The organism is Herbaspirillum sp. AP02 (assembly GCF_015767275.1).
Taxonomy (GTDB): Bacteria; Pseudomonadota; Gammaproteobacteria; order Burkholderiales; family Burkholderiaceae_D; genus Herbaspirillum.
The window spans coordinates 69,075-82,889 of record NZ_JADWMY010000014.1 but is presented as its reverse complement, the minus strand read 5'-3'; the positions used below and the strand labels follow the sequence as shown (position 1 = coordinate 82,889).

Below are 13,815 nucleotides of genomic sequence, written 5' to 3'. Positions count from 1 at the left end.
GCGTAGCCACCATTGTGGAGAGAAAGCCGCATTGCAAGCTTTACTGAAAGCCGGCTGAAAGGCTTTTCTTGTACGATGCGCCCATATCAAAAAAGATCATGCAGGAGACACATCATGACTGCCCCGTCCGTCGGCCTTGCCGACACCGTCCGTCCCGTATTGCATCCCGCGAGCTGCTGAGCGCCATGAAGGCGATCGGCTGGCACCGCTTCCTGGCCGCATGCCTGCTGGCGTGCGCGGCGCCGTGCGCCCTGGCAGTGGAATGCATCGTACCGGCCAAGCCCGGCGGGGGCATGGATGCCTCGTGCAAGCTGTTGCGCCGGGTGATGCAGGCGCAGGGCGGTCCGGATGGACAGGGTGACAAGGGTAATGTGAAGGTCGCCTACCTGCCCGGCGGCATCGGTGCTGTGGCCTGGGGTTCGGTGGTGTCGCACCGTCGTGGTGGCGCGGATTCGCTGGTGGCATTTTCAGGGGGTTCCCTGCTGGGACTGGCGCAAGGCAAGTACGGTCGCGCCGATGCCGGCGATGTACGCTGGGTGGCTGGAGTCGGTATCGACCACGGCATGATTGCAGTTCGCAGCGATGCGCCCTGGCACAGCCTGAAGCAGTTGCTGGAGGCCATCCGCAAGGACCCCTCGGCCACCACCATCGGCCTGTCCGGCACGGCCGGCAGCCAGGACTGGCTGAAGGTGGCCATGCTGGTCCAGCGTGCCGGCATGGCAGCGCGCCAGTTCCATTTCGTGGCGCTGGAAGGGGGTGGCGACTCGTTCGCGGCCTTGCAGGCCGGTCATGTGCAGGTGATTTCCGGCGACGCCTCGGAGGCCGCCCATTTCATCGCCGAAGGCAAGGTGCGCATCCTGGCGGTACTGTCCGAGCAGCGCCTGCCGGGGCCGCTGCAGGAGGTGCCGACCGCACGCGAACAAGGTTACGACGTGGTGTGGCCCATCATTCGCGGCTTCTACATGAGCCCGTATGCCAGCGAGGACGATTACCAGCGCTGGGTGCGCTATTTCGACAAGGCGATGGCCGATCCTGCATTCGATCGCCAGCGCAGCATCGGCGGCTTGCAGCCCTTTGCCATGACCGGCAAGCCGCTTTCGGATTACATCGCGCAGACCGTGGCGCGATATCGCAAGCTGTCCCAGGAGTTAGGCCTGGTGCGTTGACAGTGCGGGTGGGCAGGCGCCGTCAGGCGCTCTCTGCTGACTTGCCGGCGCGGGCCATTTTCATCATCAAGGAGAATCCATGTTGCACAAACGTCGCCTGAGCATCGCGCTCGGCCTGGCCCTCGCTTTGCCCGTCGCCTTGAGTGGAATCGCTCACGCCGATACCCCTGCCGGCTATCCGGCCGACTACGCCAAGATCATCGAAGGCGCCAAGAAGGAAGGCAAGGTCGTGATCTACAGCACCACCGATTCCAAGGCCGCCGAATCGCTGATCAAGGATTTCAGCGCGCTCTATCCGGCCGTCAAGGTCGAGTACAACGACATGAATTCCACCGAAGCCTACAACCGCTTCATCTCCGAGGCCGCCGCCGGTGGTGCCACCGCCGACGTGATGTGGTCGTCCTCGATGGACCTGCAGGTCAAGCTGGCCGCCGAAGGCTATGCATTGCCCTACAAGTCGCCGGAGGCCGCCGCCGTCCCCGCCTGGGCCAACTGGAAGGACACTGCCTACGGCACCACCTTCGAGCCGACGGCCATCGTCTACAACAAGCGTCTGGTGACCGAGGCCGAAGTGCCGACCACCCACGCCGAGTTCACCAAGCTGCTGACCACCAGGCAGGACAAGTTCAAGAACAAGGTCACCACCTACGATATCGAGAAGTCCGGTGTCGGCTTCAGCCTGATGACCTACGACCTCAAGCACAATCCGCAGTTCTGGGACTTCGCCCGCGCCATGGGCGGCGTGGCGGCACGCGTGCAATCCTCCACCGGTACCATGCTCGAGCGCATCTCTTCCGGTGAAAACCTGATCGGCTACAACATCCTCGGCCCCTACGCCCTGGTGCGCGCCAAGAAGGACCCGTCCATCGGCGTGGCCTTCACCAAGGATTACAACCTGGTGCTCTCGCGGGTGATCTTCGTCAACAAGGCCGGCAAGAACACCAATGCCGCCAAGCTGTGGGTGGACTACATCCTCTCCAAGCGCGGCCAGACCATTATCGCCAATGACGCGCAGTTGTTCGCCATCCGTGGCGACGTGACCGGCGCCACCACCTCGGCCGAACTGACCAAGCAACTGGGCGCGGCCCTGAAGCCCATGCCGGTTTCCACCGAACTGCTGGAATACCTGGATCAGAAGAAGCGCCTGGACTTCCTGAAGCAGTGGAAGGAAGCCACCAAGAAGTAAGTCAACTGTCCCGTCCGGTCCGGGGAGGTCCGGACGGGGCCATCGAAGCAGCCAGGTTCCATCCGTCTGAATCATTGCTCTCCCGGAGCGCCTTTGCGTGGCTCCGTGGGGCGGTGTTGCCGTCGTTTTGCCGGCCCTGATCCTTTTGTCCCGATTTGCCTATTCATGAGGCGCACCATGCAAACCTCCACAACGCTACCGCGCAGCGAGCAAGCCCTGCCAGCCCGCCGTTTCCGGCTGAACTGGCCACGCGGCCTGGTCGTGCTGGTGGCAGCCCTGGCCATCTTCGTGCCGCTGCTGCTGATCTTCTACCAGAGCTTCCTGTCGGCGCCGTTCTTTGCGCCGGTGAAGACCCTGACCTTCGATTCCTACCGTTTCATCTTCGATGATCCGGACTTCCGCCAGGCCTTCATCAATGGCTTCACCCTGGCCGCCGGGCTGACGGTGATCGCCGTGCCGCTGGGCGGCATGCTGGCCTTCCTGATGGTACGTACCGATCTGCCCGGTCGCGGCCTGATCGCCCCGGCGCTGATGGTGCCGATCTTCGTCTCGCCCATGGTGATCGGTTTCGGCTACGTGGTCTCGATGGGGCCGGTCGGCTTCTATACCGTGTGGGTCAAGAACCTGCTGTCGGTATTCGGTTTCGAGGGCGATCCCTGGAATATCTATTCCTTCACCAGCATCGTCATCATCGCCGGCCTGACCCACGTACCGCACGTCTACCTGTATGCATCGTCCGCGCTCAAGAGCCTGGGCTCGGACGTGGAAGAGGCGGCCCGCGTGGCCGGCGCCTCGCCGCTGCAGGTGGCGCTGAACGTGTCGCTGCCGATGATCACCCCGGCCCTGGCCTATTCGGGCGTGCTGGTGTTCTTCCTCGGTTTCGAGGTGTTCGGCCTGGTGCTGGTGCTGGGCGATCCGGAAGGCCACCTGGTCCTGCCGACCTATCTCTACAAGCTCACCAACAAGCTGGGGACGCCTTCCTATCACCTGATGGCGGCGGTGGCCGTGTGCCTGGTGGCAGTGACCATGCCGCTGGTGATGATGCAGCGCTGGCTGCTGCGTTCGGCCAACAAGTATGTCGCCATCAAGGGCAAGGGCGCGCGCCAGAAGGCCCTGCCGCTGGGCAAGTGGCGCTGGGTGGCGTTCGCGCTGATCGCCGGCTGGCTGCTCTTCACCGTGGTGATCCCGCTGTCAGGCATCGCCCTGCGGACCTTCGTCTCGCACTGGGGTGACGGCGTGAACCTGCTGGAAGTGCTGACCCTGGACAACCTCCTCAACGTCTGGGACCAGCCCTCGCTGGTGCGCGGCATCATCAACACGGTGCTCATCGGTGTCATCGGCGGCGCCCTGGCCGTAGCCTGCTACACCGCCATTGCCCTGGCCATGCACCGCAAGCAGGATGGCATCACCCGTTTCCTCGACTACAGCGTGCTGGTGCCGCGTGCGGTGCCGGGCCTGCTGGCCGGCCTGTCCTTCCTGTGGGTGTTCCTGTTCGTGCCTTCGCTGCTGGATTCGGCCCTGAAGGGCATCGACAACCCCATCGCCCTGTGGCTGGTGGACAGCTTCATCCCGGCGCTGCGCGGCCTGCGCTCGACCATCTTCTCGGTCTGGCTGGCGTACTCGGTGGTGTGGATGGCCTATGGTCTGCGTCTGATCAACACCGCCCTGCTGCAGGTCGGGCCGGAACTGGAAGAGGCGGCCCGCGCGGTCGGCGCCTCACGCTCCCGGGTCACGCGTGACGTCACCCTCCCGCTGGTGCGCTATGGCCTGATCGGCGCCTGGCTGATGGTGTTCCTGATCTTCGAGCGCGAATACTCGACCGGCGTCTACCTGCTCTCGCCCGGCACCGAGGTGATCGGTTCCATGATCGTCTCCATGTGGGCAGCCGGTGCAGTGGAACTGGTGGCGGCGCTGTCCTTCATCAACATCACGCTGGTCGCCGTGGGCCTGGGCATTGCGCTGCGCTTCGGCGTCAAGCTGCACGACTGATCCCGCTGGCCGAATCAACCCATTGCACGCGTCGGGCGCCTGGTTGCCCGACGCCCCTTAAGCAAGCGTCTCCAAAGGAATCATCATGACCGAACTTTCCGTCAACGACCTGCACCTGGACTACGGTAGCGGCGCACACGCCAACCCCATTCTCAAGGGCGTCTCCATGGAACTGCAACGCGGTGAAGTGGTGGCCCTGCTGGGCCCCTCCGGCAGCGGCAAGACCACGCTGCTGCGCGCCGTGGCCGGGCTGGAATCGCCCAAGGCCGGCAGCATCGACATCGGCACCCGCCGCGTCTTCGATGGTGCACGCAACTTCGAGATGCCGGCCGAAGAGCGCAACCTGGGGCTGGTGTTCCAGTCCTATGCGCTGTGGCCGCACAAGACCGTGGCCGACAACGTGGCCTATGGCCTGAAGCTGCGCAAGACGCCCTCGGCCGAGATCGCCACCCGCGTCAAGGCGGTGCTCTCGCAACTGGGCCTGGGCCATCTGGGCGAACGCTATCCGCACCAGCTCTCCGGTGGTCAGCAGCAGCGCGTGGCCATTGCCCGTGCCCTGGTCTACAACCCGCAGGTGATCCTGCTGGACGAACCGCTCTCCAACCTCGACGCCAAGCTGCGCGAGGAAGCCCGCGCCTTCCTGCGCGAACTGATCGTGCGCCTGGGCCTGTCGGCCCTGATGGTGACCCACGACCAGGGCGAGGCCATGGCGATCTCCGACCGCATCCTGCTGCTCAACAATGGCCGCATCGAACAGCAGGGTACGCCGCAGAGCATGTACCAGACCCCCGATACCCTGTTCACCGCTGAATTCATGGGCAGCAACAACAAGCTGGCCGCCGAGGTGGTCAGCCGGGATGGCGAGCGCGTGACCCTCAAGCTCGATGGCGGCACCGCCGTCGCGACCCTGCGCGGACGCAACGATGCCCAGCCGGGACAGCAGCTGACCGGCATCATCCGCGTCGAACAGGTACGCATCGCCGGCGAGCAGACCGGCAATGCCATCCGCCTGCCGCTGTCGACCTGCATGTATCTCGGCGACCGCTGGGAATGCCTGTTCAAGGTCGAAGGCGGTCCAGCCGGTGCGGTCGGACTACGCGCGTACGCGCCGCAACGTCTGGAGCAGGGCGAGTACTGGCTGTCGTTGCCGGAACAGGCGCTGTGGGCGTTCTGACGCGCTGATGCAGCGGCAGCTCACCCAGGCTATCAACGGTTCATCCCATCGATGAAGCAAGGGAGTGGACGGCTACCCGCCGTTGCTTCCGCTCGTCCGGCCGGCTCGTCGGCACGGCCGGGCGCAATACCAGAAGACGTCGCACGGCCTGTCCGCGCCGACGCAAACCATCCAAGCTTTCAACCAAGGAGACCTCAGTGCAAAGGAATCACCTCGCCGCCAGCATGCTGGCTGCATTCGCCACCCTCGCCACCATGGCCACGACCGGCGCCCAGGCGCAATCGTCGGTCACCGTCTATGGCCTGATCGATTCGGGCGTGGAATTCGTCAACCACGCCAACGCCGCCGGCAACAACGTCGTGCGCCTGAGCTCGGGCATGATGAACACCTCCCGCATCGGCTTCCGTGGCACGGAAGACCTGGGCGGTGGCCTCAAGGCCGTATTCCAGCTGGAAAACGGCTTCAAGCTCGACACCGGCAGCTTCGACGGCGACACCAACCAGCTCTTCAATCGCCAGTCCACCGTGGGCCTGGAAGGCGGCTTCGGTCGCGTGGTCATGGGCCGCTCCTTCTCGACCACCTATGACTTCATCCTGCCCTTCGACCCGATGGGCTATTCGGCCAACTATTCGTGGGTGACCTCGGCCGGCGCCACCGGTGGCCGCAAGGATGGCATGCCTACCGGTGTGTCCAACCTGGTCAAGTACCAGGGTGAATTCTCGGGCGTGAAGGTCGGTGCCATGTATGGCTTCGGCGAAGTGGCCGGCGACACCAGCAACGGTGCCAAGTATGGTGTCGGCCTGGGCTGGGGTTCGGGTCCGTTCAGCCTGGCCGCGACCTACGACCGCGTCAACAGCACCACCGCCAGCAGCGTCGCCTATGACCGCGCCACCAGCGCCCACCTGGCGGCCGGCTACCAGTTGTCGGATGCCTGGAAGTTCAACCTGGGCTACCGCTACTACAAGAAGAGCCTGGCCACCGGTGCCACCGACCTGCGCAGTGATTTCATCTGGGGTGGCGTGACCTACAAGTTCACCCCGGCCATGAGCGTGATCGGTGCCATCTATTACCAGAACATCAAGAACGTGGCCAACGATGCCGATCCGATCATGTACTCGCTGCGCCTGAAGTACGCGATGTCCAAGCGCACCGACCTGTACCTGAGCACGGCCTACGCCAAGGCCAAGAACAACCAGCTGGTCGGACTTTCGCGTGACGACGTCGGTTTCGCCAATAGCCAGTTCGGCATGTCGCTGGGCATGCAGCACCGCTTCTGATGCATTGAAACGTGTGGCAAGGGCCGGTTGCGAAAGCCGCTGGCCCGGATAGTCTTGAGTCGTTCTTTGAGCGGCGCATCCTGCTTGTCAGCGGGCTGCGCCGTTTTTTTTACTGCATGATCGTGGACCCGATGGTCTGCAACTGCAGGCGATCGATCAGGTTTTCATCGCAGATGTTGGGGTCGCAGTCGGCCATGCTGGACGCCAGATGCGCGCCGACCAGCACGATGAAGGCTGCGCACATTGTGATGCGCCACCAGGGAATGCGACGCTGCTCGTACGGTTTTTCCACCGTTTGCAATAGCAGCAGCGTGCCAGGGTACTCAGCACTCTTGAATCCGAGCAGGCCCGCGATAGTGACCAGCGCCGCCAGCGAGAACAGCGCCGACAGGGTATAGAAATGCAGTCCCAGGAGCATCGCGCCGTGCGCATGCCCGCCCGGCATACCCTCCAGTGCCAGTTGCAGCAGGGCGCTGACGCCGGTCAGCAGGGCGCCGATCAGCGACATCCCATAGTGTGAACTCTTGACGCCGAAGCGCAGGTTGCGCATGAAGCCGATGCCGGTCAGGATGATGCCCGTGCGTTGCAGCAGGCAGAGTGGACAGGGCGGTTCCTGCCGCACCCATTGGAAGTACAGTAGCAGGCCCAGGCAGCCGCTGACGGCCAGCAGGCACAAACAGTTGAGGAAGACGCCTCCCGGCATGACCGGCTCACGTGGCTTGAAGACGATGGAACGGTCCATGGTGGTCGCCTGTGCTCAGAGCACGAGGCCCAGGTTGCCTTGCGTATGCTGGCTGAACCACCACAGGGTAACGCCCACGCTTGCCAACCATAGCTTATTGCTTAAAGACCTCCAACCCAGTGCGATCACCAGGACGGTCAGAAATGCCAGCAGGAAGGGGATGTACAAGAACATGAAAGCGCCTGGGGTTGGTTCGGATTCGTGTCCGATTTATTGTTTTGTATGGTTTGTACGGCATCGTAGCTGAAGGCCAGAAAGAATCTCGCTAAAATCCCTCGAATAAAATCGAGAATTCATTACTTTATTAGAGTTAACGTTGCTTCCCATCAGGGCAAGAAGAGGAGATACACACATGCAAGAATCAACATCCGGTGCCATCCGTGGCAAGCACGGCGTGCGGCGCGTTGCCGTGGTAGGCACCGGCGTCATCGGTGCCAGCTGGGTGGCCTATTTCCTGGCGCAAGGTCTGGACGTATCGGCCACCGATCCCATGCCAGGTGCCGAAGAGAAGCTGCGTCAGGCGGTAGCGCGCCACTGGCCCAGCCTGGAAATGCTGGGCCTGGCACCCGGCGCCTCGCAGGAGCGACTGCAGTTTTCGGTACAGTTGGAAGAGGCGCTGGCCGATGTCGATTTCGTCCAGGAGAACGGCCCCGAGCGCGAGGACCTCAAGATCGACCTGTTCCGTCACATGGATGCGCTGCTGCCGGCGGACGTGGTGCTGGCGTCCAGTTCCTCGGGCCTGTTGATGAGCAAGGTGCAGGCGGCCTGCCATCATCCCGGCCGGGTGGTGCTGGGTCACCCGTTCAATCCGCCGCATCTGATCCCGCTGGTGGAAGTGATCGGCGGTGAACTGAGTTCGCCCGAGGCGGTGCAGGCCGCGCTGGACTTCTACACCGCCATCGGCAAGAAGTCCATCCATGTGCGCAAGGAGGTCAAGGGGCATATCGCCAACCGGCTCCAGGCGGCCCTGTGGCGCGAGGCTTTCCACCTGGTCGAGCAGGGTGTGGCCAGCACCGAGGACATCGACACGGCCATCGCCTACGGTCCCGGCCTACGCTGGGCCTTGATGGGGCCCTATCTGAACCTGCACATGTCAGGCGGCGAGGGCGGTATCCAGCACATGCTGGACCACCTGGGGCCCCCCATCGAGAGCTGGTGGGCCGATCTCGGCACACCCGCCATCACCGATGCCCTCAAGGCCCAGATCCGCGCCGGCGTGGAAGAGCAGATGGCAGGCAAGACCTCGGCCGCCATCGCCGCCGAGCGCGATCAGTTGCTGGTGCAACTGCTGGCGGCCAAGGGCCGGGCCAAGGTCATTCCCTGAGAGGGAAGGGCGCCGGAAAAGCAGGATGGTCGAGTATCGTCAACGCCAAATTCCAGAGGTGGCAATGTGCATTTGATATGGCTGGAAGACTTCATCGAGCTGGCACGCACGCGCAGTTTTTCGCGTGCCGCCGAGAATCGCTTCGTTACGCACCCCGCCTTCGGTCGTCGCATCAAGGCATTGGAGCAATGGGTCGGCGCCGAGCTGGTGGCGCGCACGCATCCGGTGTCGTTGACCGCAGCGGGCAGGCTGTTCCTGGATGCGGCCACGCATTCGACCGACGTGCTCCATGCTGCCAGGGCACAGTTGCAGGACGCCTCCAGTCCAGTGGAAAAGACCTTGCGCGTGGCCACCGGGCGCACCCTGGCCCGGACTTTTTTCCCGGATTGGTACGAGAGCATCAACCAGCGCTTCGGGCCTTTTCCGGTGTCGCTCAGCACCGGTGGCGCACAGGAAGTGATCCTGCGGCTGGGTACAGGGGATGCCGATCTGCTGGTGATCTATTCCAGTCCGACGACGCGTCTGCTGATTGATCCGATGCGCTACGAGTCCTTGACACTGGCACGCGAGATCCTGTTGCCCGTGGCCGCCGTCGATGCCAAGGGGCGTGCACGCTTCAAGCTGCCTGCTGCCGGTACGTTGGCGCCGATTCCCTGGCTGGGCTTCTCGCAGTCGCTGACCTTACGCGGTGTACTGGCCAAGCATCTGGCGGGCCTGTCCAGGAAGATTCCCTTGCGGAAGGTGTATGAAGCCGACTCCTACGAATCCATCCACGAGATGGCGCGTCGCGGCGCCGGCGTGGCCTGGCTGCCCCAACGGCTGGTACAGGAAGACCTCAGCGAGCACCGCCTGAAGATCATCGGCGAGCCGGACATGCGCGTGAACTTCGACATTTCCCTCTATCGCATGCGTGGCAACGACAATGCACTGGTCAATGCCATCTGGGAGGGTGTTTCCTCCGACGCCATCGACCAGGCGTGAGTGATTTCGGTTCGCCGCCGACGCATCCTGTAGCAAAAAGCACAGGCTTGTGCCGAAACGGCAATCAGCAGAAAAAGCGGCTCCCTATACTCCCTCGACGTTCTCGGCATGCCTTCCGATGTGTCTGGAAAGTGTGCGCAAACAGTGTGCGATACGCACTATTTGCGTGCTCTGCTCCAGACAGATCAGGCGTGCGAGGCAAATAGAACCAGCGGCGCAGCCACGATTGCCAGTGCAGCAGCGATGCGCCGCTCCGAGATAAAAAAGGGAGCCATCGCATGTCAGCCGAACTGGAATCATCCGCCACCAGTGTCACCAGTGTCACCAGCCCCACCGCACCGCACGCAGCCAAACGCAGGAATCCGTGGAAGGAAATCTGTGCCGCCAGCATCGGCAACGCATTGGAGTTCTACGATCTACTGATCTACGGCTACTTTGCGGTGGTGATCGGCAAGCTGTTCTTTCCGGCCCAGGATGACACGACCTCCTTGCTTCTCAGCGTGGGCACCTTCGGGATTTCATTCGTCATCCGTCCGCTCGGTGCCATCGTGCTTGGTTCCTACGCCGACCGCGCCGGTCGCAAGGCCTCTCTTACGGCATCGATCCTGATCATGATGGTCGGCACGGCGATGATCGCCTTCGCGCCGACCTATGCACAGATCGGCATCGCATCGCCGCTGATCATCATCGTGGCGCGCCTGCTGCAGGGTTTCTCCACCGGCGGTGAATTCGGTGCGGCAACGGCCTTCATGGTCGAGCATGCCGACGCCAAACGACGCGGCTTCTTCGCCAGCTGGCAATTGTCTACGCAAGGCTTGGCCACGGTACTGGCCGCCGGCGTCAGTGCGCTGCTCAGCTATCTGCTCACCGAGACGCAACTCAATGAATGGGGCTGGCGCGTCGCGTTCTGCTTCGGTCTGCTGGTCGGTCCGGTGGGTCTCTATATCCGCAGCCAGATCGATGAAACACCGGAATTCAAGAAGGTCGCGGCAGCAGCGACCCAGGCCGAAAAATCACCGCTGGTACTAGTGCTGGTACGTGATCGCGCCAAGCTGCTGCTGGCCATTGGCGTGGTCGCCGGTGCCACTGCGTTCAACTACGTGCACAAGCTCTACATGCCGACCTATGCATTGAAGCAACTGCACATTCCTGCGACCTCCTCCTTCATCGGTGCCCTCATCACCGGACTGGTACTGATGCTGACGGCACCCGTGTTCGGCACCCTGTCGGACCGCTATGGGCGCTTCCGCGTGCTGACCATCGCCATGGCGGCGATCGGGCTGAGTTCCTATCCCTTGTTCATGTTGCTCAACACCTGGCCGACCATTTCCACGCTGATTGCGGTACAGGGCATCGTCGGCGTGTTGATCGCGGCCTGCCTGGGTCCGATCCCGGCCCTGCTGTCGGATATCTTCCCGACCCAGACCCGTGGCACGGGTCTTGCGTTGAGCTACAACTTTTCCGTGACCCTGTTCGGCGGCTTCTCCCCGCTCATCGTGACCTGGATGATCGCGGCCAGCGCCAACAACATGGCACCGAGCTTCTACGTCATGGCGACCGCACTGATCAGCCTCACGGCAGTCATCGTGCTGGGTCGCCGGACCGAACGCACCCGATCAATCAAGCTGGAACCTGTTGAATGAAAACCCTGGAACAAGTACGCGCCGCACTGAAGCAATATCCGGTCGAAGTGGCCTTTCCCGACATCACCAAGTGGCAGCACGGCAACACCGGTGTCGACTACGTGCACAGCATCGACAGCGGCGTCGCCGGCCCGCACGTGATGATCCTGGCGCTGATGCATGGCAACGAGGTCAGCGGCGCGATCACCGTCGACCGCTTGCTGCAAGCCGGCCTGAAGCCGGTAAAGGGACGTATCACATTGGGCTTTGCCAACGTCGACGCCTATCGCCGCTTCGACGCCCGCGACCCGGATGCGACGCGCTACATCGATGAAGACATGAACCGGGTCTGGTCGCCTGCGCGCCTGGATGGCGCCGACGACAGCGTGGAATTGCGTCGTGCACGCCAGCTGCGCCCCGTCATCGACCCGGTCGACTACATGCTCGATCTGCATTCCATGCATGAAGAGGCGGTGCCGCTGATTGTGAGTGGTCCCCTGGACAAGGGCATCCGCTTCGCCGCGGAGGTCGGAGCGCCGGAACATGTGATCGTCGACGTCGGGCACCCGAATGGTGTGCGCATGCGCGACTACGGCGGCTTCGGCGATCCTGCCAGCGCGAAGAATGCGCTGCTCATCGAGACCGGCCAGCACTTCTCCGCGCGCAGCCGGGATGTCGCGATGGACTCGGCCTGCCGCTTCCTGATCGCGACCGGCGTGATGGAGAAGGCCGCTCTGATGGCCTTCATGTCAGCCGGCGAAACGGTAGCGCAGCGTGTTATCAAGGTGACCGAGCCGGTGGTGGCCACGTCCTATGACCTGGAATTTACCGAAGACTATCGTGGCATGGAGATCATCGCCAGGGCCGGGACCGTCATCGCCCGCGAAGGTGAGCGGGAATTCGTCACGCCCTATGACAACTGCGTCATCGTTATGCCGTCCCTGCGCCAGCTCGGGCCCGGGGTCACCGTGGCGCGGCTGGGATATATCGTCGTCCGCTAACCTGCACGCAGACATGGCCCTAGCGACCGCGTGCCTTTTGCTCGGCCAGGGGGCGGATCGCTTCTGTGTTTCCGTATTGCGCCATGCTGACCAGAGTCGTCCATTGTCTTGACCGTCGTTCCGGGCCGGTACACAAATTGCATGAAGCCTCGATTCTGAAAGATCGCCAGGATCGACAGGTTTGATGGAAGGAAAGGGACGGACGATGAATGAATTGAATCTCTTGAATCGCGGAAAATCGACGCTGAAGGACAAGGTGTCGCACAAATGGCAGATTGATCCGGTGTCACTTCGCCTGTTTATTGCGGTGTGCGAGGAGGGAAGTATTGCCAAGGCTGCCCGCCGTGAATTCATTGCCGCCTCCGCCATCAGCAAGCGCCTGGCCGAGATCGAGCAACTGGTCGGGACAGCCCTGATCAAGCGGCTGCCACGCGGCGTAGAAACCACGGAGGCGGGGACTGTGCTGTTGCGGCACGCCAAGATATTGATCGACGGCTGGGAATCCTTGTACGCGGAGCTGAGCCGCTATGGCGACGGAAGCCGTGCGCAGGTGACGATCTACGCCAATGTGTCGTCGATTCACGAGTTCCTGCCGGGGGCGGTTGTTTCGTTTCTGAAAGATCATCCATCCATGCAGATCAAGATCGAGGAGCGACTGTCCGAAGAAATCGTCCGGGCTGTCAATGATTCGACCGCCGACTTTGGCGTCTGTCGGGACTTGGTCGATGGTGGCGATCTCGAGATGATCCCGTTTCGCAAAGATCACCTCGCGCTTGTTGTTTCGAAGTCACATTTCCTTGCCGGGCTCAAGGAAATAAGCTTTCGTCAGACGATTAATCTCCCGCAAGTTGGATTGGTGCGCAATGGTTCTCTGAATCGCTTTCTGGAGTTGATGGCAGCCAGCGATGGGAAAAAGCTGAATTTCAGATTGCAGGTTCCCCATTTTGATGCAGCGCGCGGGGCCATCCAGCAAAACGTTGGCGTCGGCATCCTGCCGGTTGAGGCGATCAATGGCGATGTCGACGCATTGGGATTGTCCGTCATCCCGCTCTCCGATTCGTGGGCGCAGCGCAATATGGTGATCTGCGTAAAAAATCGCGACAACATGTCCCATGGCGCCAAAGCGCTCTTGCATCATCTTCTCAATGAGCAAGGTGATCAGGATCGCTCTGCGCCGATGGACAAGCCAGCCTGACTTTCACGTACCATCCTGATGCACTATTTTTGGTGCGCGCGCGTGGTTGGGTGCATCAATCTGGGGCGGTGGTATTTTTTGTCCTGAAAATCGCTTTCTTTGCTTCGAAAGCGTATCAACCGTAGCAGTCGATCCATCCATCTTTTTTCGCGATGCCA

General features: G+C 62.4%; 12 protein-coding genes. 10 read left to right on the top strand and 2 right to left on the bottom strand.

Translation table 11 applies throughout. The features are described 5' to 3' along the window. Positions 1 to 185: 185 nt before the first annotated feature. The 5 genes from I5R65_RS21995 to I5R65_RS21975 all read left to right on the top strand — a co-directional run bounded on the left by I5R65_RS21995 (position 186) and on the right by I5R65_RS21975 (position 6,792). A complete protein-coding gene (locus I5R65_RS21995) occupies positions 186 to 1,166 on the top strand; it encodes a tripartite tricarboxylate transporter substrate binding protein (protein WP_180669518.1) in 981 nt (326 codons plus the stop codon). 79 nt (positions 1,167 to 1,245) lie between these two features. After that, positions 1,246 to 2,352 carry an ABC transporter substrate-binding protein gene (locus I5R65_RS21990; RefSeq protein ID WP_180669516.1) on the top strand — a complete coding sequence of 369 codons (1,107 nt, stop codon included), beginning with the start codon at positions 1,246 to 1,248 and terminating at the stop codon, positions 2,350 to 2,352. A gap of 177 nt (positions 2,353 to 2,529) precedes the next feature. After that, a complete protein-coding gene (locus I5R65_RS21985; RefSeq protein WP_180669514.1) occupies positions 2,530 to 4,341 on the top strand; it encodes an iron ABC transporter permease in 1,812 nt (603 codons plus the stop codon). A gap of 85 nt (positions 4,342 to 4,426) precedes the next feature. Beyond that, positions 4,427 to 5,515, top strand: a complete 1,089-nt coding sequence (locus I5R65_RS21980) for an ABC transporter ATP-binding protein (RefSeq protein ID WP_180669512.1) — start codon at positions 4,427 to 4,429, stop codon at positions 5,513 to 5,515. A 197-nt stretch (positions 5,516 to 5,712) separates the two neighbouring features. After that, positions 5,713 to 6,792, top strand: a complete 1,080-nt coding sequence (locus I5R65_RS21975; RefSeq protein ID WP_180669510.1) for a porin — start codon at positions 5,713 to 5,715, stop codon at positions 6,790 to 6,792. A 109-nt stretch (positions 6,793 to 6,901) separates the two neighbouring features. Here I5R65_RS21975 and I5R65_RS21970 read toward each other — a convergent pair whose 3' ends face one another. Continuing rightward, the gene (locus tag I5R65_RS21970; protein WP_180669508.1) at positions 6,902 to 7,534 is read right to left on the bottom strand and encodes a disulfide bond formation protein B; all 633 of its coding nucleotides are present in this window, start codon (positions 7,532 to 7,534) and stop codon (positions 6,902 to 6,904) included. A 15-nt stretch (positions 7,535 to 7,549) separates the two neighbouring features. Next, complete coding sequence (locus I5R65_RS21965; RefSeq protein WP_180669506.1) at positions 7,550 to 7,708, bottom strand: DUF5993 family protein; 159 nt, start codon at positions 7,706 to 7,708, stop codon at positions 7,550 to 7,552. 178 nt (positions 7,709 to 7,886) lie between these two features. Between I5R65_RS21965 and I5R65_RS21960 the strand changes: the two genes are divergently transcribed. The 5 genes from I5R65_RS21960 to I5R65_RS21940 all read left to right on the top strand — a co-directional run bounded on the left by I5R65_RS21960 (position 7,887) and on the right by I5R65_RS21940 (position 13,657). Next, positions 7,887 to 8,858 carry a 3-hydroxyacyl-CoA dehydrogenase NAD-binding domain-containing protein gene (locus I5R65_RS21960; RefSeq protein ID WP_180669504.1) on the top strand — a complete coding sequence of 324 codons (972 nt, stop codon included), beginning with the start codon at positions 7,887 to 7,889 and terminating at the stop codon, positions 8,856 to 8,858. Positions 8,859 to 8,924: 66 nt separating this feature from the next. After that, positions 8,925 to 9,839, top strand: a complete 915-nt coding sequence (locus tag I5R65_RS21955; RefSeq protein ID WP_180669503.1) for a LysR family transcriptional regulator — start codon at positions 8,925 to 8,927, stop codon at positions 9,837 to 9,839. Positions 9,840 to 10,117: 278 nt separating this feature from the next. Further along, complete coding sequence (locus tag I5R65_RS21950; protein ID WP_180669501.1) at positions 10,118 to 11,482, top strand: MFS transporter; 1,365 nt, start codon at positions 10,118 to 10,120, stop codon at positions 11,480 to 11,482. Continuing rightward, entirely contained in the window at positions 11,479 to 12,462 is a 984-nt protein-coding gene (locus I5R65_RS21945; protein WP_180669499.1) for a M14 family metallopeptidase, read from the top strand. Before I5R65_RS21950 ends, I5R65_RS21945 begins: the two co-directional genes overlap by 4 nt. A gap of 205 nt (positions 12,463 to 12,667) precedes the next feature. After that, positions 12,668 to 13,657: a LysR family transcriptional regulator gene (locus I5R65_RS21940; protein ID WP_180669497.1), complete on the top strand. Its 990-nt coding sequence runs from the start codon at positions 12,668 to 12,670 to the stop codon at positions 13,655 to 13,657. The last annotated feature ends 158 nt before the right edge of the window (positions 13,658 to 13,815 follow it).

Bases quoted from the DNA above. Each gene is read 5' to 3' on its own strand.
- I5R65_RS21970 (WP_180669508.1), bottom strand. From the start codon at position 7,534: ATGGACCGTTCCATCGTCTTCAAGCCACGTGAGCCGGTCATGCCGGGA.
- I5R65_RS21960 (WP_180669504.1), top strand. From the start codon at position 7,887: ATGCAAGAATCAACATCCGGTGCCATCCGTGGCAAGCACGGCGTGCGG.
- I5R65_RS21965 (WP_180669506.1), bottom strand. From the start codon at position 7,708: ATGTTCTTGTACATCCCCTTCCTGCTGGCATTTCTGACCGTCCTGGTG.
- I5R65_RS21945 (WP_180669499.1), top strand. From the start codon at position 11,479: ATGAAAACCCTGGAACAAGTACGCGCCGCACTGAAGCAATATCCGGTC.
- I5R65_RS21950 (WP_180669501.1), top strand. From the start codon at position 10,118: ATGTCAGCCGAACTGGAATCATCCGCCACCAGTGTCACCAGTGTCACC.
- I5R65_RS21940 (WP_180669497.1), top strand. From the start codon at position 12,668: ATGAATGAATTGAATCTCTTGAATCGCGGAAAATCGACGCTGAAGGAC.
- I5R65_RS21985 (WP_180669514.1), top strand. From the start codon at position 2,530: ATGCAAACCTCCACAACGCTACCGCGCAGCGAGCAAGCCCTGCCAGCC.
- I5R65_RS21990 (WP_180669516.1), top strand. From the start codon at position 1,246: ATGTTGCACAAACGTCGCCTGAGCATCGCGCTCGGCCTGGCCCTCGCT.
- I5R65_RS21980 (WP_180669512.1), top strand. From the start codon at position 4,427: ATGACCGAACTTTCCGTCAACGACCTGCACCTGGACTACGGTAGCGGC.
- I5R65_RS21995 (WP_180669518.1), top strand. From the start codon at position 186: ATGAAGGCGATCGGCTGGCACCGCTTCCTGGCCGCATGCCTGCTGGCG.